This is a genomic window from Micromonospora sp. IBSANI012 (assembly GCF_052814045.1).
The window spans coordinates 5,152,015-5,174,418 of record NZ_CP199933.1; the positions used below are offsets into that span (position 1 = coordinate 5,152,015).

Consider the following 22,404-nt stretch of genomic DNA (forward strand, 5'->3'; position numbering starts at 1 on the left):
GACTGGGAGCACACATGACCAACACCGACAGCAACCGGTGGCGCACCATCGACATCGTCATCGCGGCGGTGCTCGGGGTGGCCTTCGGCATCATCTTCTGGGCCTGGGGCCTGCTCTGGAACGGCCCCGCCGACGCGATCCCGCTGCCCGGCCGGGCGGCCATCTACGGCGTCTGGCTGGTCCCCGCCGTCCTCGGCGGTCTGATCATCCGCAAGCCGGGCGCCGCGTTCTTCACGCTCACCGTCGCCGCGCTGGTCTCGGTGGCGCTGGGCAGCAGCTGGGGCTGGACGTTGGTCATCCAGGGTCCGCTGGAGGCCGCCGCGGCGGAACTCGCCTTCGCGGCCTTCGGGTACCGCGTCTTCCGGCTGCCCATCGCCCTGCTGGCCGCCACGCTGGCCGGCCTGGCGGCGGCGATCTACGACGTCTTCGTCTGGTACCCGGACACCGCCTGGGGCAGCTTCCGCCTCCCCTACATCCTGATCACCGCCGCCAGCTCCCTGGTGGTCGCCGGCCTCGGCGGCATGGCCCTCACCCGGGCCCTCGCCCGCACCGGCGTCCTCGACCGGTTCCCCGCCGGCCGCGAGCGCGCCGCCATCTGACCGCCCCCCGCTTCGTTGATCAAGAGGTTTGCGTCAACGGGAGCCACCGTCGTGACGCAAACCTCTTGATCACCGGCCGGGAGCCGGGCGGGCCTGGGTAGGGAGGGGGTCAGGTGGGCGCGGTGGAGATGCGTGGGTTCGGGTGGCGGCACGCCGGGCGGAAGGCGTGGGCCGTGCGCGGGGTGGACCTGCGGATCGAGGCCGGGGAACGGGTCCTGCTGCTCGGGCCGTCCGGGGCGGGCAAGAGCACCCTGCTGGCGGCGCTGGCCGGGCTGCTGCCCGAGGACTCCGGCGAGCAGGAGGGCACCGTCGAGATCGACGGGCTCGACCCGCGCAAGGACCGGGAACGGGTCGGCATCGTCTTCCAGGACCCGGAGACCCAGCTCGTGATGGCCCGCAGCGGCGACGACGTCGCGTTCGGGCTGGAGAACCGGGGGGTGCCGGCCGGGGAGATCTGGCCGCGGGTGGACGAGGCGTTGCGCCGGGTCGGTTTCCCGTACCACCGGGACCGGCCCACCGCGGCGCTCTCCGGCGGCGAGCAGCAGCGCCTGGCCCTGGCCGGCGCGCTCGCCCTGCGCCCCGGCCTGCTGCTGCTCGACGAGCCGACCGCCAACCTCGACCCGGCCGGCGCGGACCTGGTCCGCCGGGCGGTCGCCGGCGCGCTGTCCGCCGACACCACCCTGATCCTGGTCGAACACCGGGTCGCCGAGGCCCTGCCGCTGGTCGACCGGGTGGTGGTGCTGGAGCCGGGCGGCGGCGTCCGCGCGGACGGCCCGCCGGAGGCGGTCTTCGCCGCGCACGGCGAGGCACTGGCCGCCGAGGGCGTCTGGGTGCCGGGCCGGACCATCCCGCCCCGGCACGCCACCACGCCGCCCGGCGAGGAGTTGCTCACCGCCGAGCGGCTCGGCCTGCCGCCCCGGCTGGCCCCCACCGACCTGCGGGTACGCGCCGGCGAGGCGCTCGCCGTGCTCGGGCCCAACGGCGTCGGCAAGTCCACCCTGGCCCTGCTCCTCGGCGGGCTGCTCCGCCCCGGCGTCGGCCGGGTCACCGCCACGGCAGCGCTGGCCGGGGCGGACGACCGTACTCCCCCGCACCGCTGGCGGGCGCCCGCGCTGGCCCGGCGGATCGGCTCGGTCTTCCAGGACCCGGAGCACCAGTTCGTCACCGCCACGGTCTTCGACGAGCTGGCGCTCGGCCCCCGCCGGACCGGCCAGTCCGAGCCGGCGGTACGCGCCACCGTGGACGCCCTGCTGGACCGCCTGCGGCTGACCCGGCTGGCCGGGGCGAACCCGTACACCCTCTCCGGCGGGGAGGCGCGGCGGCTGAGCGTGGCGACCGCGCTGGCCACCGCGCCCCGCCTGCTGATCTGCGACGAACCGACCTTCGGCCAGGACCGGCGCACCTGGCGGGAGCTGCTCGACCTCTTCGCCGAGCTGCGCGACGCCGGGCACGGCGTCGTCACCGTCACCCACGACGCGGACTTCGTCGCCGCGCTCGCCGACCGCACCGTCACCCTGCACCGGCGGCCCGACCCGGCCGGCGGCGACTCCGGGCGGCGCCCGTGATCAGCCTGGAACCGGTCGCGGCGCCCGGCGCGCCGCTGGCCCGGCGCAACCCGGTGGCGAAGCTGGCCGCCGCGTTGGTCTTCTCGGCCGTCCTGGTCGCCACCCTGGACCCGGTCGCCCCGGCCATCGCGATCGCCGTGGAGCTGGCCGTGCTGCCGCTGTTCGGGATCCGGTACCGGGTGCTGGCCCGGCGGGCCCTGCCGCTGCTGGCCGGCGCGGCCGGCATCGTGGTCACGCTGGTGCTCTTCGCCGCCGACCGGTCCGGCCGGGTGCTGCTGGACGCCGGGCCGCTGCTGGTCACCTCGGGCGTGCTGCTGACCGCGCTCGGGCTGGCGCTGCGGATGTTCGCGGTGGCCCTGCCGGGCGTGATCGTCTTCGCCACCACCGACCCGACCGACCTGGCCGACGCGCTGGTGCAGAACGCGAAGGCGCCGGCCCGCTTCGCCATCGGGACGCTGGCCGCGTTCCGGCTGGTCCCGCTGCTCGGCCAGGAGTGGCAGATGATCGAGATGGCCCGCCGGGCGCGCGGCGTGGACGCCGGGCGCAACCCGGTGGCGAAGCTACGGCTGTTCGTGTCGACCGCGTTCGCCCTGCTGGTCGGGGCGATCCGGCGGGGCACCCGGCTGGCGGTGGCGATGGACGCCCGGGGCTTCGACGCCGGCACCCCGCGCACCTTCGCCCGCCGGCAGCGGTTCGGCGTGGCCGACGGGCTGCTCGTCGCCGGAGCGGCCGTGCTGGGCGCTGCGGCGATCGCGGTCAGCGTCGCGCTCGGCACCTTCCGCCCGCTGATCGGCTGACCCGAGGCGACCGGGGCCGGACCGGGCGGCCCGGTGGTCGGGTCCGGACCGGAGGCCCGGTGGTCGGGTCCGGACCGGAGGCCCGGTGGTCGGGTCCGGACCGGAGGCCCGGTGGCCGGGTCCGGACCGGAGGCCCGGTGGCCGGGTCCAGACCGGCGGCCCGGTGGCCGGGTCCAGACCGGCGGCCCGGTGGTCGGGTCCAGCCGTGCGGCGCCGGCGACCCCTCCCGGCCGGCCACTGGTGGCGGGAAGGTGTCCGGTGAGCGTGATACCTCTGAGGCATCTTGATACCTCAGAGGTATCACGCTCGTCGCGGTCATACCTCCGCGCCGCGACACGCCGAACCGGCCCACCGGGCCGCTCCGGACCCGGTCCCGGTGCAGCAGAGGACGGATCGCCGCGCCGGGAGCGCGCTCCCGGCGCTCACGTGCGCCACCGGCCGCCGGATCAGGTACGCGACCGACCGGCATCCGTACCAGCAGCGCCGATCAGCTGCGGCGGAACGCGTACCGGCGGGTCTGGCCACGGGCGGCGGTGGAGCCGCCGCGCACCGACGGGCCGGTCCACGGCGGGGTCGCCGGGGCGGGTCGGGCGGCGGCGGGCGCGGAGCCCGTCTCCTCCGGCAGGGTGACCGGGGCGGCGGGCGCCACGGTGAGCGCGTCGAGATCCGGCGGGCTCACCGCCACCTTGGACGGCGCCGACGGGCGGGACTTCTTCGGACTGCGCTTGGCGGGCATACGCTGCCTCCTTCGGATGCGGGGACCGCGCCGCGAGGCGGGCGGTCGGCGGGCAGGGAACGGCCCGGGCGACCCGACCATGGAGACACCACCCGTACGAGACAAGGTGGGGATGCGGACGCCCGGCGCGGCCGGACCCCCGACGACGGCGGCGGGCCCGACTGGCTGAAGGTGAGGCGTCAGATACACATGCCGACAGGCTAACCCGCCGATGGCGGCGGCCGCAGCCGATTTACTGGCACCATCGGCGGCATGCTGATCGCGTTCTCGATTACCCCGCTGGGCGTCGGCGAGTCCGTCGGCGACCTGGTCGCCGAGGCGGTCCGGGTGGTCCGCGCCTCCGGCCTGCCCAACCACACCGACGCCATGTTCACCACCGTCGAGGGTGAGTGGGACGAGGTGATGGCGGTGGTCAAGCGGGCGGTCGACGTGGTGGCCGAACAGGCACCCCGGGTCAGCGTGGTGCTCAAGGCCGACGTGCGGCCCGGCGTCACCAACGCGCTCACCGGCAAGGTGGCCCATGTCGAGGCCCGCCTGGCCGAGGGCTGACCGCCCGGCGCCGCCGCTGGCGAGCCCGGCGTCCGCGACGGCCCGCACCGCGCCGCTCACCGAGCGTCGATGTCCGGACCCCGGCGGCGGGTGGCCGCGATACGGTCGCAGGACGGCAGGCCGACGAGAGGTGGCGGACGGATGGCTCAGCAGGCGACGGCGCAGATCGGGGTCACGGGGCTGGCGGTGATGGGCCGCAACCTGGCCCGGAACCTGGCCCGCAACGGCTTCACGGTGGCCCTGCACAACCGCTCCCCCGAGCGCACCCGCAGCCTCGTCGCCGAGCACGGCGGCGAGGGCACCTTCGTCGCGTCCGAGTCCCTCGCGGACTTCGTCGCCACTCTGGAGCGACCCCGCGCGGTGATCGTCATGGTGAAGGCCGGCGGCCCCACCGACGCGGTGATCGACGAGCTGGTCCCGCTGCTCGAGGAGGGCGACATCGTCGTCGACTGCGGCAACGCGCACTTCGCGGACACCCGCCGCCGGGAGGAGACGCTGCGCGGACACGGCCTGCACTTCGTCGGCACCGGGGTCTCCGGCGGGGAGGAGGGCGCGCTGCGCGGCCCGAGCATCATGCCCGGCGGCTCCGCCGAGTCGTACTCGAAGCTCGGGCCGATCTTCGAGAAGATCGCCGCCCAGGTGGACGGTACCCCGTGCTGCCGGCACATCGGCCCGGACGGCGCCGGCCACTTCGTCAAGATGGTGCACAACGGCATCGAGTACGCCGACATGCAGCTCATCGCCGAGGCGTACGACCTGCTGCGGGCGGGGTTGTCGGCGAGCCCGGCGGAGATCGCCGACATCTTCCGGGAGTGGAACACCGGCGAGCTGGAGTCCTTCCTCATCGAGATCACCGCCGACGTGCTGGCACACACCGACGCGGCGACCGGTCGGGCCTTCGTCGACGTGGTGCTCGACCAGGCCGAGCAGAAGGGCACCGGCCGGTGGACCGTGCAGAGCGCGCTCGACCTGGGCATCCCGATCACCGGCATCGCCGAGGCGACCTTCGCCCGGTCGCTCTCCGGCCACGCCGACCAGCGTGCCGCCGCCCGCCGGGCCTTCGCCGACGCCGGCGAGAAGTGGCAGGTCGAGGAGCGGGAGACCTTCGTCGAGGACGTCCGGCGCGCGCTGCTGGCCAGCAAGATCGTCGCGTACGCGCAGGGCTTCGACCACATCCGCGCCGGCAGCCGCGAGTACGACTGGGACATCGACCTCGGGGGCACCGCCACCATCTGGCGGGGCGGCTGCATCATCCGGGCCCGCTTCCTCGACCGCATCCGGGAGGCGTACGACGCCCAGCCGGACCTGCCGACGCTGCTGGTGGCGCCGTACTTCGCCGAGGCGGTCGGCGCCGGGGTGCCGAGCTGGCGGCGGGTGGTCGCCGATGCGGCCCGGGCCGGCGTGCCCACCCCGGCGTTCTCCTCGTCACTGGCCTACTTCGACGCGCTGCGCGCGGAGCGGCTGCCGGCGGCGCTGATCCAGGGCCTGCGGGACAACTTCGGCGCGCACACCTACCACCGGGTCGACCGGGAGGGCTCGTTCCACACCCTCTGGGCCGGCGACCGCTCCGAGGTGGCCGGCTGAGGCGGGACTGATCGACTCGGTTTGCGGCGCGGGCGGCGCGGGCGGGGGGCTCAGGCGAGGGTGGCGTGCATCTCCCAGACCAGAATCTCGGCGGCCTCGGTGGCGCTGACCCGGTGGCCGCCGGTCATCGTGATGCGGGCGGCGTCGCCCGCGCCGAGCCGGCCGGCGCCCTCCAGCGTCACCGCGCCGCTGGGAACGTAGAGGTGCAGGTAGGGCGCGTCGGGCAGGGTCACCTCGTCGCCGGGGGCGAGCCGGGCGGCGTGCAGGGTGGCGTACCGGTTGCGGATTCGGATCGCCGAGGCGCCGTCGTACCGGTCCATGCCGGAGGCGACCGGCACCAGGCCGCCGCGCAGCAGTTCGTCACCGATCTCCAGCTGCTCGTAGCCGGGGTCGACGCCGTCGGTGTCGGGCACCACCCACATCTGCACGAAGTGGACCGGGTCGCCGTGCGGCTCCCGGCCGTCCAGCCGCCAGGAGTCGTTCTTCTCCGAGTGCATGATGCCGGTGCCGGCGCTCATCCGCTGGGCCAGCCCGGGATAGATGACGCCGCTGTGGCCGGTGGAGTCCTGGTGCACCAGGGAGCCGCGCAGCACCCAGGTCACGATCTCCATGTCCTCGTGCGGGTGGGTCTCGAACCCGGTGCCCGGGTGGACGATGTCGTCGTTGTTGACCAGCAGCAGGCCGTGGTGGGTGTTGGCCGGGTCGTAGTGCCGGGAGAACGAGAACGAGTGCTTCGAGTCGAGCCAGGACAGTCGGGTCTTGAACCGGTCCTCGGCCCGGCGGACGTCCACCGCCGGGCTCGGCGCCAGCGCGCTCACCAGGCCCGCTGCCCGGTCTCGTTCGGCGCCCAGGTCAGCGCCGGTTCACCGGTTGCCAGCTCGGCGATCTCGCCGGAGCGCACGCTCGGGGCGTGCCCCAGCTCGGCGCAGTGCTGCTCGGCGATCTCGGCGCAGATCCCGGCCACCTGTTCGCAGATCGGGCTGCCCAGGTCGGCGGCGTTCAGCGCCATGATCATCTTGTACCGGAGATCCGCCATGCCCACCCCCGTGGCGGACGCGCCCGGGCGGCGCGCCCTGCGCCGATCGTACGCGCGCGGGCCGCGCCGACCGGCCGGAACGCGTCAGCGCCGCCCCCGAGGGAGCGGCGCCGACGGCGTGGTGCGGGTCGCTGGTGAGCGCGAGGAACGCAGCGCAGCGGAGTCCCGCAGTCGTGAACGAAAGGCTGGCCGGTCACCAGAACCGGCGACGCTTGGCCTTCTGCGGACGCAGCATGTCCGCGCCCTTGCTGAGCAGTCGGCTCACGCCGGTCGGGCCCCGGCGGGCCTCCAGCGTGTGGCTGAGCCGGCGCGCACCGGCCGCGGCCAGCGGCACGGCGACCGCCATGACCGCCCACTGGGCAATCCGCTTCTGAATCATGTGGGTTCACCTCCGCGTCTTGGCTGCTACCCCAAGAGGTACCCCACCCGAGGCTCGGATAAGCGCGAGCGTCTCGACGTCTACACCTGCGGGGCGACCGGGTTGGGCAGCGCGCCCCCGAACCGGCGGTCCCGCTGCGCGTACAGCTCGCAGGCGTACCAGAGGTGCCGGCGGTCGAAGTCCGGCCAGAGGGTGTCGAGGAACACCAGCTCCGCGTACGCCGTCTGCCAGAGCAGGAAGTTGGAGATCCGCTCCTCACCCGAGGGACGCAGGAACAGGTCCACCTCCGGGATCTCCGGGTGGTAGAGGTACTTCGCCACGGTCTTCTCGTTGACCTTCGCCGGGTCGAGCCGACCGGCAGCCACGTCGCGGGCGATCGCGGCGGCGGCGTCGGCGATCTCCGCCTGGCCGCCGTAGTTCACGCAGAACTGCAGGGTCAGCGTCGAGTTGCCCCGGGACATCTCCTCGGCGGTCTGCAACTCGGAGATGACGCTCTTCCACAGCCGCCCCGCCCGGCCCGACCAGACCACCCGCACGCCGAGGTCGACGAGCTGGTCGCGGCGGCGGCGGATGACGTCCCGGTTGAAGCCCATCAGGAACCGCACCTCGTCCGGCGAGCGCCGCCAGTTCTCGGTGGAGAACGCGTACGCCGACAGGTAGGGAATGCCCAGCTCGATCGCGCCCTCGATGGTGTCGAAGAGGCTGAACTCCCCCGCCTCGTGACCCTTGGTGCGGGGCAGGCCGCGCTCCTTGGCCCACCGGCCGTTGCCGTCCATCACCACCGCGACGTGCTTCGGCACCGCCTCGGCGGGCAGCGCCGGCGGCCGGGCGCCCGACGGGTGCGGTGTCGGCGGCACCGGCGCGCGCCGGCCGGCCCTCAACGATCGGATCACTCGGTCATCTCCCTGTCCACGCCGTCCACGCCGGCCCCGACGCCGGGCGGCGACGGAACCGGACCGGCCACGCCACCGCCGGGTGACGGGACCGCGCCGGCCGCCGGGGCACCCCGGTCGACCAGCGGCAGCGAGCGTAGCGCGCGCTCCAGGTGCCACTGCAGGTGCGCCGCGACCAGGCCGCTGCACTCCCGGCGTACGCCGGTCTCGGTGGCGTCGGCGACCCGCCAGTCGCCACTGGTCAGCGCGGACATCAGGTCGATGGTGGCCGGGGCGGGGTGGGCCGCGCCCGGCGGCCGGCAGTCCGGGCAGACGGCGCCGCCGGCCGGCACGGAGAAGGCCCGGTGCCGCCCCGGCGTGCCGCAGACCGCGCAGGCGATCAGCGCCGGCGCCCAGCCCGCCAGCGCCATCCCGCGCAGCAGGTACGCGTCGAGGACCAGCGTGGTGGCGTGGCTCCCGTCGGCCAGCGCCCGCAGCGCGCCGAGGGTGAGCTGGAACAGCCGCAGCGAGGGTTCCCGCTCGACCGGAGTGAGCCGCTCCGCGGTCTCGGCGATCGCGCTGGCCGCGGTGTAGCGGGGGTAGTCGCCGAGGAACCGCTTGCCGTAGAGGTCGATCCCCTCGACCTGGCTGACCGTGTGCAGCGAGCTGCCCAGGTTGCCCTTCGGGTCGCCGGCGAGCTGCACGTCGACGTGGCCGAACGGCTCCAGCCGAGCGCCGAACTTGCTGGTGGTGCGCCGGATGCCCCGGGCCACGGCGCGCAGCCGGCCGTGCCGGCGGGTCAGCAGGGTGATGATCCGGTCGGACTCGCCCAGCTTCTGCACACGCAGGACCACCGCGTCGTCGCGGTAGAGCTGGCGGCGGTACCCGGGCATCGGGCCATTCTCCCTCGGGGTGGGAAATCAGGGTCGGTTCGGGGTGGACCGGCGTCGCGTCCCCGATGTGCGGCGGACGGGGCCGGCCGTAGGTTGCTGACCATGGCTCTTCCCCGCACCGCCGTCGCCCTGGGCGCGGCCGCCACCGTCATCCTCGCCGCCGGGTGCGACACGCTCTCCTTCCGGCGGCTGGACTTCGACCACACCGAGGCGGTGCGGATCAGCACCGTCACCGTACGGCCGGGCGCGGGCGACGTGGTGGTCCGGGCCACCGGGCCGGCCACCGAGGTACGCATCAAGCGGGTGCTGCGCTACCAGGGCGAACAGCCGCGCACCACGTACGAGGTGCGGGGCGACGAGCTGGTGCTGGACGCGGAGTGCGGCCCCCGCTGCTCGGTGTCGTACGAGGTGACCGCCCCGGAGGGGGTCCGGGTGCGGGGCGAGACCGGCTCCGGCGACGTCGAGCTGACCCGGGTCGGTGTGGTGGAGCTGGCCCTCGGCTCGGGCAACATCCGGGTGGCCGGCGCCACCGGCCCGGTACGCGCGACGACCGGCTCCGGGAACATCGAGGTGGAGGACGTGGCCGCCCCGGTCGAGCTGCGCGCCTCGTCGGGCGACATCACCGGGCTGCGGCTGCGGGGCCAGGTGAACGCCGAGGCGGAGTCCGGCAACGTCACGATCGAGCTGGACGAGCCCGCCTCGGCGCGGGCGCACGCCTCCAGCGGCGACGTGGAGGTGCTGGTGCCCGCCGGCCGGTACCGGGTGCGGTCCAGCACCGGGTCGGGCGACAGCGACCTGGGGGTGCCGAACGATCCGGGGGCGTCGCTGGTGCTCGACCTGAGCACCGGCAGCGGGAACGTGCGGGTCAGCCAGCGTTGATCTCGACGGTGGCCAGTTCGGCCACCCGGGGGGCGGGGACCACGGCCCGGCCGGCGGCGCCGACCGTCGACCGCTCGCGCCGCTTTTCGCCGGGCCCGGTGGCCGGCCGTCCGGCCGTACCCGCCGGGCCGGCCGGCACGCCGAGCGTCCGGACCGGGCGGGCCGGCGTCCGGGGGCCGGCCGGCGCGGGGCTCACCGGCACGGCGGGTACGCCCCGGTCGGCGGCCACCGGCGCCGAGCGCGGCACGGGTACGCCTCGGCGGGCGGCCACCGGCGCCGGGCGCGCCGGCCCGGCGGGCTCCTGGCGGTCGTCGCCGTCACCGAGACAGAGGCCGACCGCTCGCGGCGGAAGGGCACCGGCCGTCGGCTCGACGGTGTGGGCCGGCCGGGGTGCCGGCGCACGCCGCCGCCCGCCCGGCACCAGCTCGGGCCGGCGCCGGGCGGCCACGTCCTCCACCCAGCCGACCAGCAGGGTCACCACCCCGACCAGGGCGAAGACCAGCACCACCCGAACGGCCAGGCCGAGCGGGTCCTCGTGCGACCAGCCGACCACGTCGACCAGCGGGGTGAGCAGCACCACGAACGACATGTGCCACAGGTAGACGGTCAGCGCCCGGCGGTTGAGCACGGTGACCGCCCGGCTGAACAGCGGGCTGCGCTCGATCCAGTGCGCCGTGGCCGGAGCCCGGCCCAGCAGGACCAGGATGAACGCCGCGGACCAGAGCGCGTTGCCCAGGTCGATGTCGTTGAGGTCGAAGCCGCGCGGCCCGGGATGGGTGACGATCCAGGCGGCTCCGGCGCCCGCCAGGGCCAGCGCGATCGGCAGCAGCACCCGGTTCGAGAGCCGGCGCAGCAGGCCGTCGTGGTGGGCGAAGCCCAGCAGCCAGGCGCCGAAGTAGACGCCGAACTCGCGCAGCGGGACCGGCGCGGCGGGCAGCAGGCCCAGCTCGATCACCAGCAGCAGCGCGTACGGCAGGGCCAGGGTGGCGACCGGCGCCCGGCGAAACAGCCACAGGGCGACCGGTGAGGCGAGCAGGAACCAGAGGTAGTCGCGCAGGTACCAGATGGGGCTCAACGCCAGCGCGCCCCAGTAGTTGGCCGGCGGGTCGGCGACCGGGAAGAGCCAGAGCAGCACCTTCGGGCCCGGCGGCAGGCCGGTCATCAGCATGGCGGGCACGAGGACGACCGCGACCACCCAGAGCGAGGGCAGCAGGCGACGCAACCGGCGCAGCAGCGCGGCCGGACCGGAGCGGTCCAGCGAGGCGGCCATCAGCGACCCGGCCAGGGCGAACATCACCGCCATCGCCGGGAAGACGAGGGTCAGCGACGCCCACCCGGTGACGTGGTAGACCACGACCCGGATGATGGCCAGGAAGCGGAGCAGGTCCAGGTATCGGTTGCGCATCAGCCTGCATCTATGTCGGGGGCGGCGGAGCAGAAACGCTCCCTACCCTCCGACTTCACCCCGCCAAACGGCCGTCGCCCCCGGCCGGACGTGAACCTTCCCATACCGCCGCCGGACCGGTGACCGACCGGACATCGTCGGTCACCGCCCGCGGTGCGGTCAGAAGCCGAGCTTGCGCAGCTGCTTCGGGTCCCGCTGCCAGTCCTTGGCCACCCGTACGTGCAGGTCCAGGTAGACCCGGCTGCCCAGCAGCTCCTCGATCTGCTTGCGGGCCGCCGTGCCGACCGCCTTCAGCCGGCTGGCCTTGTGACCGATCACGATCGCCTTCTGGCTGGGCCGCTCGACGTAGACGTCGGCGAAGATCTTGATGACCTGGCCCTCGGGGACCATCTCCTCGACGACGACCGCGATCGAGTGCGGCAGCTCGTCCCGGACCCCCTCCAGCGCCGCCTCCCGGATCAGCTCCGCGACCATCACCTGCTCGGGGTCGTCGGTGAGCATGTCGTCCGGGTAGAGCTGCGGCGACGGCGGCAGGTACTTGGTCATCACATCGACCAGGGTGTCCACCTGGTGCCCGGAGACCGCGCTGACCGGCACCACCTCGGCGAACTCGCCCAGCTGGCTGACCGCCAGCAGCTGCTCGGCCAGGCGCTTCTTGTCGACCAGGTCGGTCTTGGTCACCACGGCCAGCACGGTGGCCTTCAGCTCGGCCAGCTCACCGGTGATGAACCGGTCGCCCCGGCCGATCGGCTCGTCCGCCGGGATGCAGAGGCCGATCACGTCGACCTCGCTCCAGGTCGAGCGGACCAGGTCGTTGAGGCGCTCACCGAGCAGCGTCCGGGGGCGGTGCAGGCCGGGGGTGTCCACCAGCACGAGCTGCGACTCCGGGCGGTGCAGCACGGCCCGGATGACGTGCCGGGTGGTCTGCGGCTTGTTGGAGGTGATCGCGATCTTCTGACCGACGATCGCGTTGGTCAGCGTCGACTTGCCCGCGTTGGGCCGCCCGACGAAACAGGCGAACCCGGCCCGGTACGGACGCTCCTCGGTGCCGGTCACTCGACCACCGTGCCGAGGACCGTGCCGTCCGGCGCCGCGACGTGGATCGGCGCGTCGGCGGAGAGGTCGCGCACGGCGGCGTGCCCCGCCCCGTCCAGCGTCGACGCCTCGGTCACCACCACGGCCGCCTCCAGCCGGCTCGCGCCCGCCGCCACGGCGGAGGCGACGGCGAGCTGGAGCGCGGTGATGGTCAGCGAGGGCAGCGAGACGCTCGCCGCGGCGTACGTCCGACCGTCCTGGTCACGCACCGCCGCGCCCTCCACGGCCGCGACCCGGCCACGGGCGCCCCGCGCCAGGACGACCAGCTTGCCGTCCTCGGCGCTCAGTTCGGCCGGGTCGGACGGGGTGGGCCGGGCGGCCGGTACGGCGGGTGACTCAGGCATCGGCGGGTTGCCTCTCCTCGGTTCTGGTCTGGTTGTTGCGGGTCTCGGCCTGCTCGCCGCGCCCCGCCCCGTCCGGCGCGTCACTCGGTTCGACCCGGCTGACCAGCACGGTGTCTATCCGGTTGCGCCGCCCGGTGGTGCCCTCGGCGATCAGCCGCAGCCCGGCCACCTCGGCGCGGGCGCCGGGGATCGGCACCCGGCCCAGGGACTGGGCCAGCAGGCCGCCGACGGTCTCCACCTCGTCGGTGGGGAGCTCGGTGTCGAACAGCTCGCCCAGGTTCTCCACGGGGAGCCGGGCGGTGACCCGCACCGCACCGTCCTCCAGGTGTTCCACCGGCGGGCGTTCGACATCGTACTCGTCGGTGATCTCACCGACGATCTCCTCCAGGATGTCCTCGATCGTCACCAGGCCGCCGGTGCCGCCGTACTCGTCGACGACGATGACCAGGTGGTTGCGGGCGGCCTGCATCTCCGAGAGCAGGTCGTCGACCGGCTTGGACTCGGGCACGAAGGTCGCCGGGCGCATCAGCTCGGAGACCGGACTCTGGTGGGCCCGCAGGTCGCCGCCCCGGGTACGCCGGATGAGGTCCTTGAGGTAGAGCACGCCGAGCACGTCGTCGACGCTCTCGCCGATGACCGGGATGCGGGAGAAGCCGGAGCGCAGGAAGAGCGCCAGCGCCTGGGAGAGCGTCTTGCCCTCCTCTATCCAGACCATCTCCGTGCGGGGCACCATCACCTCGCGGGCGATGGTGTCGCCGAGCGCGAAGACCGAGTGGATCATCTGCCGCTCGCCGTGCTCCACCACGCCGCGCTGCTCGGCCAGGTCGACCAGCTCGCGCAGCTCCACCTGGCTGGCGAACGGCCCCTCGCGGAAGCCGCGCCCCGGGGTGACCGCGTTGCCGATCAGGATCAGCAGCGAGGCGAGCGGGTTCAGCGCCCGGCCCAGCCAGCGGACCAACGGCGCCACCGCCCGGCCCACCGCGTACGCGTGCTGCCGGCCGATGGTGCGCGGCGCCACGCCGACCACGACGAAGCTGACCACGGTCATCGCGCCGGCGGTGACCAGCGCCGCCCGCCAGCCCGCGCCGAAGGTGTCCACCGCGACGAGGGCGACCAGCGTGGTGGCGGTCAGCTCGGCCAGTAGCCGGAGCAGCAGCAGCAGGTTGAGGTGGCGGACCACGTCGCCGGCGACGGCCTGGAGGGTACGCGCGCCGCGCGCCCCGTCCCGGGCCAGCTCGGCGGCCCGGGCCGGGGAGACGGCGGCGAGCGCCGCCTCGGTCATCGCGATCAGACCGGCGAGCACCACCAGCCCCGCCGCGAAGAAGATCAGCTGGAGGTCGGGTAGGCCGGCGGCGGCCGCCGCCTGGGTGGTCATCACCGGGTCCGGGTCGACCGCCAGCTGGCCAGCAGTCGGGCCTGGAGCGTGAACATCTCCCGCTCCTCCTCCGGCTCGGCGTGGTCGTACCCGAGCAGGTGCAGCACGCCGTGCACGGTGAGCAGGTGCAGCTCGTCGGCGGTGGTGTGGCCGGCGGTGACGGCCTGCTTGGCCGCCACCTCCGGGCAGAGCACGATGTCGCCGAGCAGGGCCGGCTCACCGCCGGCCGGGGCGCTCTCCCCCGGACCGTGGTCGACGCTGCCCTCGTCCATCGGGAAGGCGAGCACGTCGGTCGGCCCGTCCCCACCCATCCAGCGGTGGTTCAGCTCGGTCATGTATTCGATGTCGACCAGCAGCACGGAGAGCTCGGCGAGGGGGTTGACCCCCATCTCGTCGAGGGCGTGCCGGGCGACGGCGAGCACGGCGTCGGTGTCGACGTCGACACCGGACTCGTTGGCGATCTCGATGGACAACTGTCTTCCTCTGAGTTAGCGGCGCCGGCCGGCCCGGCCGCCCTGGGCGGTCCGCCCCGGCACGGCGTGCACGCTCTGCGCCTGCTGGTTCTCCCGCTCGGCGTCCCAGCGGGCGTACGCGTCGACGATCTCGCCGACCAGCTTGTGCCGGACCACGTCCGAGCTGGAGAGCTGGGCGAAGTGCACGTCCTCGACGTTCTCCAGGATCTCCCGGACCACCCGCAGACCGCTGGTCGTCCCGCCGGGGAGGTCGACCTGGGTGACGTCACCGGTCACGACGATCTTGGAGTTGAAGCCGAGTCGGGTGAGGAACATCTTCATCTGCTCGGGCGTGGTGTTCTGCGCCTCGTCCAGGATGATGAACGCGTCGTTGAGGGTCCGGCCCCGCATGTACGCCAGCGGCGCGACCTCGATCGTGCCGGCGGCCATCAGCTTGGGGATGGACTCCGGGTCGAGCATGTCGTGCAGCGCGTCGTAGAGCGGCCGCAGGTACGGGTCGATCTTCTCGTTGAGGGTGCCGGGCAGGAAGCCCAGCCGCTCCCCCGCCTCGACCGCCGGCCGGGTCAGGATGATCCGGTTGACCTGCTTCGCCTGGAGCGCCTGGACGGCCTTCGCCATGGCGAGGTAGGTCTTTCCGGTGCCGGCGGGGCCGATGCCGAAGACGATGGTGTGGGTGTCGATCGCGTCGACGTAGCGCTTCTGCCCGAGCGTCTTGGGGCGGATGGTGCGCCCGCGCCGGGAGAGGATGTTGAGGGTGAGGACCTCGGCGGGCCGCTCCGCGCTGCCCTGCTCGAGCATGCCGACGGTACGCCGGACGGCATCAGTGGTCAGGGTCTCGCCTTTCTCGATCAGTTCGAGCAGCTCGCTGAAGAGGCGCTCGGCGAGGGCGTTGTCGGCGGGGGCACCGGTGATGGTGATCTCGTTGCCGCGCACGTGCACGTCACTGTCGACCGAGCGTTCGACGAGTCGCAGGATCTCGTCACCCGCGCCGAGCAGGTTGACCATGATCTTGGAATCGGGAACCGTGATCCTGGTCTGCACCCGGGGCGGGCCGGGAGGTGGGGTGCCGGTCATAAATCGGGCCGTCGGGCCCTGCGCCACCTGCTTCCGATCTCGGCCGCCGGCCCTGCTGGCGCGGCGTGCGGACGTTACACCCATCGTATCCGCTCAACACCCGCGGCACCGCGTCCATTTCCGCCGCCCCCGGGGCGGGCGCAGGGCGGGCGATACCTCCCGGCGGCACCCACACCACGCACCCGCGCCCAGGGCGGGGGCCGGGTCAGCCGGCGCGGAAGTCGTACCGGTCGAAGGCCTCCTGACGGCGGGTGAAGCGGTAGGTCGCCCAGTGCATCCGGACCACCGTGCCGTGCTCGTCCCGGGTCAGCCGCAGCAGCTCGCCGACCTCCCGACCGGCGACCGTCCGGAAGACGTCCGGAGCGTCCGGCAGCGGCGCGAAGACCGCCGGGGGCTTCCCCGCCGGGTCGTCGGCGCCCCGGGCGCGCAGCGCCCCGTCGTGCCAGCTGAAGACGTACTCGAAGCCCTCGCCCCACCAGCGGCCCAGCATCCCGCGCAGCGGCCCGGGGGCGGGTTCGCCCGGCCGCCACGGCGTGACGTCGGCCGGGTCGTGCTCGGCGGACGCGGCCAGCAGCCGGTGCGGCAGGTCGAAGACCTCCGCCGCGGTGCCGGAGGAGCCGAGCACCGCGCAGCCCATCGCGCCGGCCGTGCCGTCGCCGCCGCGCCGGCCGTAGACCGCGGCGAGGAAGCCCGGCATGGCGCCGTCGTGCCCCACGTGCACCACCCGGTCCGGGTACGGCACCAGGATCAGGCCGAGCCCGAAACCGGCCGCCCAGAGCGTCTCGTCGGTGGTGGTCAGCGGCCAGCGCATCTCGTCCAGCGAGGCCGGGGCGAGAACCGCGCCGGCCGGGTCCAGCGCCACCGGGTCGGCCAGGAAGGCCGCCCAGCGGGCCATGTCGGTCGCGGTGCTCCAGAGCTGGGCGGCCGGGGCGATCGCGCCGAAGTCGGTCGGCGGCTCCGGGTGTGCCTCGTCGGAGTAGGCGTCGACCAGGAACCCGGTGGCCGCCGCCGGCCCCGGCGTGACCGAGGTGGCGGCCAGGCCCAGCGGGGTCAGCACCCGTTCGGTGAGCACCTCGGCCCAGGAGCCGCCGCGCAGCTCGCCGACCAGCCGACCGAGCAGTGCCATGCCCAGGTTGGAGTAGTGGTAGCGGCGCCCGGTCGGCAGCACCCGCTCGGCCCGGGCCAGCTCGGCGACCAGCTCGTCCGCGCCGGGGGCGCGCAGCGTGTCCCAGACGTCGCCGTACGGCTCGCGTTGCAGGCCGGCGGTGTGCGACAGCAGCCGGCGTACGGTCAGCTCGCCGTGCGCGGGTAGCGCCAGGTGACGGCCGATCGGGTCGTCCAGGTCGAGCAGGCCGTCGTCGCGGCACTGCATCACCAGCACCGAGGTGAAGGTCTTGGTCACCGAGCCGATCCGGAACCGGGTGCCCGGGCCGAGGTCGGCGTCGGTGCCGGTGCCGCCGGCCTCGCAGGTCCACAGCGGCCGGTCGGCGCGGTGCAGGGCCGCCGCCAGGGCCGGCACCCGGGCCTGCGCCTGCACCCGGCGCACCATCCGGGCCAGCCGGTCGGGCCCAGCCGTCACGCGACGTTCCGGGCCAGCATCGGGCCGAGCGGCGCGCCGCCGAGCAGGTGCGCGTGCACGTGGAAGAGCTCCTGGCCGCCGTACGCGCCGGTGTTGAACATCAGCCGGAAGCCGTCCCCGAGCAGCCCCTCGTCCTCCGCCACCGCGGCCGCCGTGGCGAGCAGGTCGCCGGCGAGCTTCGGGTCGCCCTGGCCCAGCGTGGCCACGTCGGCGTAGTGCTCCTTCGGGATGACCAGCACGTGCACCGGCGCCTTCGGGGCGAGGTCCCGGAAGGCGAGGGTGGTGTCGGTTTCCCGGACGATGGTGGCCGGGATCTCCCCGGCGGCGATGCGGCAGAACAGGCAGTCGGATCCCATCGGGGCATGGTAAGGCGTGCCGAGGGCCTCGGGCATGATGTGCCGCGTGACTTCACGAGCGGTACTGGTGACGGGGGCCTCGCGCGGCATCGGCCGCGCCGTGGCGCGGGCGTTCGCGGCGGACGGGGACCGGGTGGCGATCCACCATCGGGACTCGGCCGAGCTGGCCGAGGCGCTCCGCGCCGAGCTGCCCGGCGACGGCCACGTGGTGGTCCGCGCGGACCTCACCGACCCGGCGGCGGTCAAGACCATGGTGGACGACGCCGCCGCCCGGCTCGGGGGGCTCGACGTGCTGGTCAACAACGCCGGCGTGTACGGCGAGCGGGACGCCCCGCACCCGGTCTTCGGCGCCTCGTACGAGCAGTGGCAGCGGCAGTGGCGGCGGGTGCTGGAGACCAACCTGACCGGGGCGGGCAACGTCACCTGGTGCGCAGCCCAGCACATGCGGGAACGCGGTGGCCGGGTGGTGAACGTGTCGTCGCGGGGCGCGTTCCGGGGCGAGCCGGACCAGCCCGCGTACGGCGCCAGCAAGGCCGGCCTGAACGCGCTCGGGCAGTCCCTCGCCGTCGCGCTCGCGCCGTACGGCATCGCGATCGCCACGGTCGCCCCGGGCTTCGTGGCGACCGACATGACCACGGAGCACCTGACCGGCGAGCAGGGCGACGCGATCCGGGCGCAGAGCCCGTTCGGCCGGGTGGCCCGCCCCGAGGAGATCGCCGCCGCCGTGCACTGGCTGGCCAGCCCCGAGGCGCAGTGGGCCTCCGGCACCATCGTCGACCTCAACGGCGCTTCCTACCTGCGTACCTGACGCCGGCCGGCCCTCGCCAAACGGTGGGCAAGGATCCGGCGGTGGTCGGCACGCCCGACCCGCTGATCATCGGCCCGGCCGGTCTGGACCTGCGGCCGGAGGAGGAGCCGGTGCCGGTCTTCCCCCGCCCCTGACCGAGCCGGCTACCAGCGGCCGAGGCGGGTGGCCAGCACGCTCAGCGCGGCCACCCCGGCCGTGGAGGTGCGCAGCACCGACGGACCGAGCCGCACCGGGCGGGCGCCGGCGTCGGCGAAGGCGGTCAGCTCGACCGGGGCGATGCCGCCCTCCGGGCCGACCACCAGCACGATCTCGCCCGTGTCGGGCAGCTCGGCGGTGGTCAGCCGCTCCTCGGCCTCCTCGTGCAGCACGAACGCGGCGCCGGCGCCGGCGATCCGCCGGACCACGGTCCCGGTGGACTCGTCCGGGGCGCCGGCCACCACCGGCAGCCAGGGCCGGCGGGCCTGCTTGGCCGCCTCCCGGGCGGTCGCCACCCACTTGTCCCGGGCCCGTACGCCCCGGTCGCCGCGCCACTGGGTCACCGAGCGGGACGCCGCCCAGGGCACGATCTCGTCCACCCCGACCTCGGTCATCGCCTGCACGGCCAGCTCGCCCCGGTCCCCCTTGGCGATGCCCTGCACCACCACGATCCGGGGCACCGGCGCGTCGGCGTACCCGCGGGAGGTGACGCGCAGGTCGAGGGTGCCCCGGCCGACGGTGGTGACCACGGCGGCGGCCGTGCCGCCCCGGCCGTCGGCCAGCAGCAGCTCCTCACCGACGCGCAGCCGCTGCACGGTGGCCGCGTGGTGGCCCTCCGGGCCGTTCAGGGTCAGCGTGTCGCCGGTGGGCAGCGCCTCGACCAGGAACAGCGGCGCGGACACCTCAGGCGTGCCCGTTGAAGGCGTCGCGCATCCGGGAGAAGAAGCCGCCCTGCTTGGTCAGCTCGGCGACCTCCTCGCCCCGGGTCTTGGCGAAGTCGCGCAGCATCTTCTCCTGGTCGGCGTCGAGCTTCGTCGGGGTCCGCACGTCGAGGTGGACGTAGAGGTCGCCCCGGCCGGTGCCGCGCAGGTGCGGCACGCCCCGGGCCCGCAGCCGCAGCGTGCTGCCCGGCTGGGTGCCGGCCTTGACGTCGACCGTCTCCTCGCTGTCCAGCGTCTTGATGGTCAGCCGGGTGCCGAGCGCGGCGGCGGTCATCGGCACGGTGACCCGGCAGTGCAGGTCGTCGCCCTTGCGGGAGTACACGTCGTGCGGCCGCTCGTGGATCTCCACGTAGAGGTCGCCGGCGGTGCCGCCACCCGGGCCCACCTCACCCTGCTGGGCGAGCCGGATCCGCATGCCGTCCTCGACCCCGGCGGGGATCTTGACGGTCAGCGAGCGGCGGGTGCGCACCCGGCCGTCGCCGGCGCAGGTCGGGCAGGGGTGCGGGATGGTGGTGCCGTACCCCTGGCAGACGGTGCAGGGGCGGGCGGAGACCACCTGGCCGAGAAAGGTGCGCTGCACCGACTGCACCTCGCCCCGGCCGCCGCACGCCTCGCAGGTGGCCAGGTGGGTGCCGGCGGCGGTGCCGGCGCCGGCGCAGGTGGTGCAGAGCACCGCGGTGTCGACCGTGATCGGCGCCTCGACGCCGAACGCGGTCTCGTGCAGGTCCAGCTCCAGCCGCAGGATCGCGTCGGCGCCCGGCCGGGTACGCGGCCGCGGCCCCCGGGCGCCGCCCGCGGCGCCGCCGAAGAACGCGTCCATGATGTCCTGGAAGCCGACGAACGGGCCCGCGCCGCCGGGGCCGCCCGGCCCCGCGCCGCCGCCACCCGGGGCGAGCGGGTCGCCACCCAGGTCGACGATCTGCCGTTTCCGGTCGTCCGAGAGGACCTCGTACGCGGCGTTGATGTCCTTGAACTTCTCCTGAGCCTCCGGGTCCGGATTGACGTCCGGGTGGAACTGCCGCGCCAGCTTGCGGTAGGCGCGCTTGATCTCGTCGTCGGAGGCTTCCCGGCTCACGCCGAGAATGCCGTAGTAGTCCCTGGCCACTGCGTTCGGTGTCCTCATGTTCGTCTCGCGTTGCGCCGGTCGTCGGCCGGAGCCGGGTGCCGGCCCCTGCCCTGGATCAGTTCTGGGCCAGCAGCTCGCCCACGTAGCGTGCCACGGCCCTCACCGTGGCGATGGTGCCGGGGTAGTCCATCCGGGTGGGCCCGAGCACGCCCAGACCGCCGACGATGGTCGCGCCCGGGCCGTACCCGGTGCTGACCACCGAGGCGGCCCGCAGGTTGTCGATCTCGTTCTCGTCGCCGATGAGCACCCGGGTGGTGCTCGGCTCGGCCTCCCCGATGAGCTTGAGCAGCACGACCTCCTCCTCGAGGGCTTCGAGGATCGGGCGCAGCGAGCCCTGGAAGTCGAGCAGGCCGCCCCGGGTGAGGTTCGCGGTGCCGGCGAGCGCGATGCGCTCCTCGTGCCGTTCGACCAGGGTCTCCAGCAGCACGGTGGAGAGCGTGGTCATCGCCCCGCGCAGGTGCGGCGCGGACTCGTCGACCAGCGCCTGGACCAGCGGCGGGGTCTCCGACAGCCGGCTGCCGACCAACTTCTCGTTGACCAGCCGGCGCAGGTCGGTGACGTGGTCGGCGGGGATCGGCGCGGGCAGCTCCACCAGCCGCTGCTCGACCCGGCCGGTGTCGGCGATCATGACCAGCATCAGCCGGGTGGTGGAGATCGGCACCAGCTCCAGGTGGCGCACCGAGGAGCGGGCCAGCGACGGGTACTGCACCACGGCGACCTGCCGGGTCAGCTGGGCCAGCAGCCGCACGGTGCGGTGCACCACGTCGTCCAGGTCGACCGCGCCGACCAGGAAGCGCTCGATCGCCCGGCGCTCGGCCGGGCTCAGCGGCTTGACCCGGGAGAGCCGGTCGACGAAAAGGCGGTAGCCACGGTCGGTGGGCACCCGGCCGGCACTGGTGTGCGGCTGCCGGATGTAGCCCTCCTCCTCCAGCACGGCCATGTCGTTGCGCACCGTGGCCGGCGAGACGCCGAGCTGGTGCCGCTCCACCAGGGCCTTGCTGCCGACCGGCTCCTGCGTGGCGACGTAGTCCTCGACGATCGCGCGCAGCACGGCGAGCTTGCGGTCGTCGAGACCCATCTCCCCACCTCCTGACGCACGTCGGCCCGGGGCGGCTGAGGCGCCCCGGGCGAGCGCACTGGCACTCGACTGTAGCGAGTGCCAGTCTACGTCGGCGTCCCCGCTGACGCGATGATCAGCGACGGACCACGGGTGCGCCCCGCCGCCCGAACGGCGCGCCAGGGCCGATCATCCGGACATCCGGGGCGGTGTCGCTCTGGTGAGGGCTTGCCGGCAACCCCTACCGTGACGTCCATGACTGAACCACCTCGCCCTCCCGGAGCGGGGGACCCCGGCGACCGCCCGGACCCGACCGCCCCGTCCGGCTCGTCGTACGAGCCGCCCACCGCACCACTGTCCGGGGCGCCCGGGGCGGGCGGCTATCCCCCGCCCGGTGGCTATCCGCCACCCACCGGTGACCAACCGCCGTCGGGCGGCTACCCACCGCCGGGCGGTTACTCCGCGCCGGGCGTCGGCTATCCGACCGCCGGCGGGTACGGCGCTCCCGGCGGCGGGTACGGCGCCCCGGGCGCCGGCTACGCCACCGACGACGACAAGACCTGGTCGCTGATCGCGCACTTCGGCGGCCCGGTCGGCGTGATCGTCGGCGGCAGCCTGCTCGGCTGGGTGGCGCCGCTGATCGCACTCTCCGCCAAGGGCCAGCAGTCCCCGACCGTGCGGGCGCACGCCACGGCCTCGCTGAACTTCCAGATCACCTGGGCGATCGCCAACATCATCGGCTTCGTCCTGGCCATCGTCACCTGCGGGGTGCTCTTCTTCATCCCGATCCTGACCGCTCTGGTGCCGATCATCTTCGGCATCATCGGCGGGGTGAAGGCCACCGAGGGCGTCGTCTACCGCTACCCAGCGAGCTACGCCTTCAAGAAGTGACCGGTCCCGGCCGGC

Annotated in this window: 25 protein-coding genes; 8 read left to right on the plus strand and 17 right to left on the minus strand. The window is 74.4% G+C overall.

Annotated features, from left to right (window positions below):
• The first annotated feature begins 14 nt into the window (after nt 1–14).
• The 3 genes from ACTWM8_RS23715 to ACTWM8_RS23725 all read left to right on the plus strand — a co-directional run bounded on the left by ACTWM8_RS23715 (nt 15) and on the right by ACTWM8_RS23725 (nt 2,961).
• A complete protein-coding gene (locus tag ACTWM8_RS23715) occupies nt 15–599 on the plus strand; it encodes an ECF transporter S component (protein WP_446210955.1) in 585 nt (194 codons plus the stop codon).
• Nucleotides 600–712: 113 nt separating this feature from the next.
• On the plus strand, nt 713–2,164 hold the full coding sequence (locus tag ACTWM8_RS23720; protein ID WP_446210956.1) for an ABC transporter ATP-binding protein: 1,452 nt from the start codon (nt 713–715) through the stop codon (nt 2,162–2,164).
• Nucleotides 2,161–2,961, plus strand: coding sequence for an energy-coupling factor transporter transmembrane component T family protein (locus ACTWM8_RS23725; protein WP_446210957.1), 801 nt, complete (start codon nt 2,161–2,163; stop codon nt 2,959–2,961). Before ACTWM8_RS23720 ends, ACTWM8_RS23725 begins: the two co-directional genes overlap by 4 nt.
• A gap of 487 nt (nt 2,962–3,448) precedes the next feature.
• On the opposite strand, the gene ACTWM8_RS23730 is transcribed toward ACTWM8_RS23725, so the two are convergent.
• Entirely contained in the window at nt 3,449–3,697 is a 249-nt protein-coding gene (locus tag ACTWM8_RS23730; RefSeq protein ID WP_446210958.1) for a hypothetical protein, read from the minus strand.
• 252 nt (nt 3,698–3,949) lie between these two features.
• Here ACTWM8_RS23730 and ACTWM8_RS23735 point away from each other — a divergent pair, with 252 nt between their 5' ends.
• Together ACTWM8_RS23735 and gndA are read left to right on the plus strand one after the other, a co-directional pair.
• Entirely contained in the window at nt 3,950–4,246 is a 297-nt protein-coding gene (locus ACTWM8_RS23735; protein ID WP_154942508.1) for an MTH1187 family thiamine-binding protein, read from the plus strand.
• Between the two features lie 141 nt (nt 4,247–4,387).
• Complete coding sequence (gene gndA / locus ACTWM8_RS23740) at nt 4,388–5,830, plus strand: NADP-dependent phosphogluconate dehydrogenase (RefSeq protein ID WP_446210959.1); 1,443 nt, start codon at nt 4,388–4,390, stop codon at nt 5,828–5,830.
• 50 nt (nt 5,831–5,880) lie between these two features.
• On the opposite strand, the gene ACTWM8_RS23745 is transcribed toward gndA, so the two are convergent.
• The 5 genes from ACTWM8_RS23745 to recO form a co-directional block, all read right to left on the minus strand.
• A complete protein-coding gene (locus ACTWM8_RS23745; protein WP_446210960.1) occupies nt 5,881–6,648 on the minus strand; it encodes a pirin family protein in 768 nt (255 codons plus the stop codon).
• Nucleotides 6,645–6,866 carry a thioredoxin reductase gene (locus tag ACTWM8_RS23750; protein WP_446210961.1) on the minus strand — a complete coding sequence of 74 codons (222 nt, stop codon included), beginning with the start codon at nt 6,864–6,866 and terminating at the stop codon, nt 6,645–6,647. Before ACTWM8_RS23750 ends, ACTWM8_RS23745 begins: the two co-directional genes overlap by 4 nt.
• 193 nt (nt 6,867–7,059) lie before the next feature.
• Nucleotides 7,060–7,245 (minus strand): hypothetical protein, encoded by a 186-nt coding sequence (locus ACTWM8_RS23755; protein WP_088960799.1) that lies wholly within the window; start codon nt 7,243–7,245, stop codon nt 7,060–7,062.
• 80 nt (nt 7,246–7,325) lie between these two features.
• On the minus strand, nt 7,326–8,102 hold the full coding sequence (locus ACTWM8_RS23760) for an isoprenyl transferase (protein WP_210778233.1): 777 nt from the start codon (nt 8,100–8,102) through the stop codon (nt 7,326–7,328).
• A 32-nt stretch (nt 8,103–8,134) separates the two neighbouring features.
• The gene (recO, locus tag ACTWM8_RS23765) at nt 8,135–9,010 is read right to left on the minus strand and encodes a DNA repair protein RecO (RefSeq protein ID WP_377610522.1); all 876 of its coding nucleotides are present in this window, start codon (nt 9,008–9,010) and stop codon (nt 8,135–8,137) included.
• Nucleotides 9,011–9,112: 102 nt separating this feature from the next.
• On the opposite strand from recO, the gene ACTWM8_RS23770 reads away from it, so the two are divergent.
• Nucleotides 9,113–9,889, plus strand: coding sequence for a DUF4097 family beta strand repeat-containing protein (locus ACTWM8_RS23770; RefSeq protein WP_446210962.1), 777 nt, complete (start codon nt 9,113–9,115; stop codon nt 9,887–9,889).
• Here the strand turns inward: ACTWM8_RS23770 and ACTWM8_RS23775 are convergent.
• The 8 genes from ACTWM8_RS23775 to ACTWM8_RS23810 form a co-directional block, all read right to left on the minus strand.
• On the minus strand, nt 9,876–11,294 hold the full coding sequence (locus ACTWM8_RS23775) for an acyltransferase family protein (protein ID WP_446210963.1): 1,419 nt from the start codon (nt 11,292–11,294) through the stop codon (nt 9,876–9,878). The two genes, ACTWM8_RS23770 and ACTWM8_RS23775, sit on opposite strands and share 14 nt — an antisense overlap.
• Nucleotides 11,295–11,453: 159 nt before the next feature.
• Nucleotides 11,454–12,350: a GTPase Era gene (era, locus tag ACTWM8_RS23780; RefSeq protein WP_446210964.1), complete on the minus strand. Its 897-nt coding sequence runs from the start codon at nt 12,348–12,350 to the stop codon at nt 11,454–11,456.
• The gene (locus ACTWM8_RS23785) at nt 12,347–12,733 is read right to left on the minus strand and encodes a cytidine deaminase (protein ID WP_088960793.1); all 387 of its coding nucleotides are present in this window, start codon (nt 12,731–12,733) and stop codon (nt 12,347–12,349) included. Before ACTWM8_RS23785 ends, era begins: the two co-directional genes overlap by 4 nt.
• Nucleotides 12,726–14,132: a hemolysin family protein gene (locus ACTWM8_RS23790; protein ID WP_172894588.1), complete on the minus strand. Its 1,407-nt coding sequence runs from the start codon at nt 14,130–14,132 to the stop codon at nt 12,726–12,728. Before ACTWM8_RS23790 ends, ACTWM8_RS23785 begins: the two co-directional genes overlap by 8 nt.
• Nucleotides 14,108–14,581, minus strand: a complete 474-nt coding sequence (gene ybeY, locus ACTWM8_RS23795) for an rRNA maturation RNase YbeY (RefSeq protein WP_446210965.1) — start codon at nt 14,579–14,581, stop codon at nt 14,108–14,110. The genes ACTWM8_RS23790 and ybeY overlap by 25 nt, the downstream gene beginning before the upstream one ends.
• 15 nt (nt 14,582–14,596) lie before the next feature.
• Nucleotides 14,597–15,655, minus strand: a complete 1,059-nt coding sequence (locus ACTWM8_RS23800; RefSeq protein WP_154942499.1) for a PhoH family protein — start codon at nt 15,653–15,655, stop codon at nt 14,597–14,599.
• Nucleotides 15,656–15,860: 205 nt separating this feature from the next.
• On the minus strand, nt 15,861–17,234 hold the full coding sequence (locus ACTWM8_RS23805; RefSeq protein WP_446210966.1) for a serine hydrolase domain-containing protein: 1,374 nt from the start codon (nt 17,232–17,234) through the stop codon (nt 15,861–15,863).
• A complete protein-coding gene (locus tag ACTWM8_RS23810; RefSeq protein WP_446210967.1) occupies nt 17,231–17,590 on the minus strand; it encodes a histidine triad nucleotide-binding protein in 360 nt (119 codons plus the stop codon). The genes ACTWM8_RS23805 and ACTWM8_RS23810 overlap by 4 nt, the downstream gene beginning before the upstream one ends.
• Before the next feature lie 46 nt (nt 17,591–17,636).
• Here ACTWM8_RS23810 and ACTWM8_RS23815 point away from each other — a divergent pair, with 46 nt between their 5' ends.
• Nucleotides 17,637–18,398 carry an SDR family NAD(P)-dependent oxidoreductase gene (locus tag ACTWM8_RS23815; RefSeq protein WP_446210968.1) on the plus strand — a complete coding sequence of 254 codons (762 nt, stop codon included), beginning with the start codon at nt 17,637–17,639 and terminating at the stop codon, nt 18,396–18,398.
• A gap of 143 nt (nt 18,399–18,541) precedes the next feature.
• On the opposite strand, the gene ACTWM8_RS23820 is transcribed toward ACTWM8_RS23815, so the two are convergent.
• From ACTWM8_RS23820 to hrcA, 3 genes are all read right to left on the minus strand, one after another.
• Nucleotides 18,542–19,276, minus strand: coding sequence for a 16S rRNA (uracil(1498)-N(3))-methyltransferase (locus ACTWM8_RS23820; protein ID WP_446210969.1), 735 nt, complete (start codon nt 19,274–19,276; stop codon nt 18,542–18,544).
• A 1-nt stretch (nt 19,277) separates the two neighbouring features.
• A complete protein-coding gene (dnaJ, locus tag ACTWM8_RS23825) occupies nt 19,278–20,420 on the minus strand; it encodes a molecular chaperone DnaJ (protein WP_210778231.1) in 1,143 nt (380 codons plus the stop codon).
• Between the two features lie 76 nt (nt 20,421–20,496).
• Nucleotides 20,497–21,519 (minus strand): heat-inducible transcriptional repressor HrcA, encoded by a 1,023-nt coding sequence (gene hrcA / locus ACTWM8_RS23830; RefSeq protein ID WP_154942492.1) that lies wholly within the window; start codon nt 21,517–21,519, stop codon nt 20,497–20,499.
• A 234-nt stretch (nt 21,520–21,753) separates the two neighbouring features.
• Between hrcA and ACTWM8_RS23835 the strand changes: the two genes are divergently transcribed.
• Nucleotides 21,754–22,389 (plus strand): DUF4870 domain-containing protein, encoded by a 636-nt coding sequence (locus tag ACTWM8_RS23835; RefSeq protein ID WP_446210970.1) that lies wholly within the window; start codon nt 21,754–21,756, stop codon nt 22,387–22,389.
• Nucleotides 22,390–22,404 lie beyond the last annotated feature (15 nt).

Bases quoted from the DNA above. Each gene is read 5' to 3' on its own strand.
- ACTWM8_RS23785 (WP_088960793.1), bottom strand. From the start codon at position 12,733: ATGCCTGAGTCACCCGCCGTACCGGCCGCCCGGCCCACCCCGTCCGAC.
- ACTWM8_RS23810 (WP_446210967.1), bottom strand. From the start codon at position 17,590: ATGGGATCCGACTGCCTGTTCTGCCGCATCGCCGCCGGGGAGATCCCG.
- ACTWM8_RS23800 (WP_154942499.1), bottom strand. From the start codon at position 15,655: ATGACCGGCACCCCACCTCCCGGCCCGCCCCGGGTGCAGACCAGGATC.
- hrcA (WP_154942492.1), bottom strand. From the start codon at position 21,519: ATGGGTCTCGACGACCGCAAGCTCGCCGTGCTGCGCGCGATCGTCGAG.
- ACTWM8_RS23770 (WP_446210962.1), top strand. From the start codon at position 9,113: ATGGCTCTTCCCCGCACCGCCGTCGCCCTGGGCGCGGCCGCCACCGTC.
- ACTWM8_RS23835 (WP_446210970.1), top strand. From the start codon at position 21,754: ATGACTGAACCACCTCGCCCTCCCGGAGCGGGGGACCCCGGCGACCGC.
- ACTWM8_RS23715 (WP_446210955.1), top strand. From the start codon at position 15: ATGACCAACACCGACAGCAACCGGTGGCGCACCATCGACATCGTCATC.
- ACTWM8_RS23755 (WP_088960799.1), bottom strand. From the start codon at position 7,245: ATGATTCAGAAGCGGATTGCCCAGTGGGCGGTCATGGCGGTCGCCGTG.
- ACTWM8_RS23750 (WP_446210961.1), bottom strand. From the start codon at position 6,866: ATGGCGGATCTCCGGTACAAGATGATCATGGCGCTGAACGCCGCCGAC.
- ACTWM8_RS23775 (WP_446210963.1), bottom strand. From the start codon at position 11,294: ATGCGCAACCGATACCTGGACCTGCTCCGCTTCCTGGCCATCATCCGG.
- gndA (WP_446210959.1), top strand. From the start codon at position 4,388: ATGGCTCAGCAGGCGACGGCGCAGATCGGGGTCACGGGGCTGGCGGTG.
- ACTWM8_RS23730 (WP_446210958.1), bottom strand. From the start codon at position 3,697: ATGCCCGCCAAGCGCAGTCCGAAGAAGTCCCGCCCGTCGGCGCCGTCC.
- ACTWM8_RS23735 (WP_154942508.1), top strand. From the start codon at position 3,950: ATGCTGATCGCGTTCTCGATTACCCCGCTGGGCGTCGGCGAGTCCGTC.
- recO (WP_377610522.1), bottom strand. From the start codon at position 9,010: ATGCCCGGGTACCGCCGCCAGCTCTACCGCGACGACGCGGTGGTCCTG.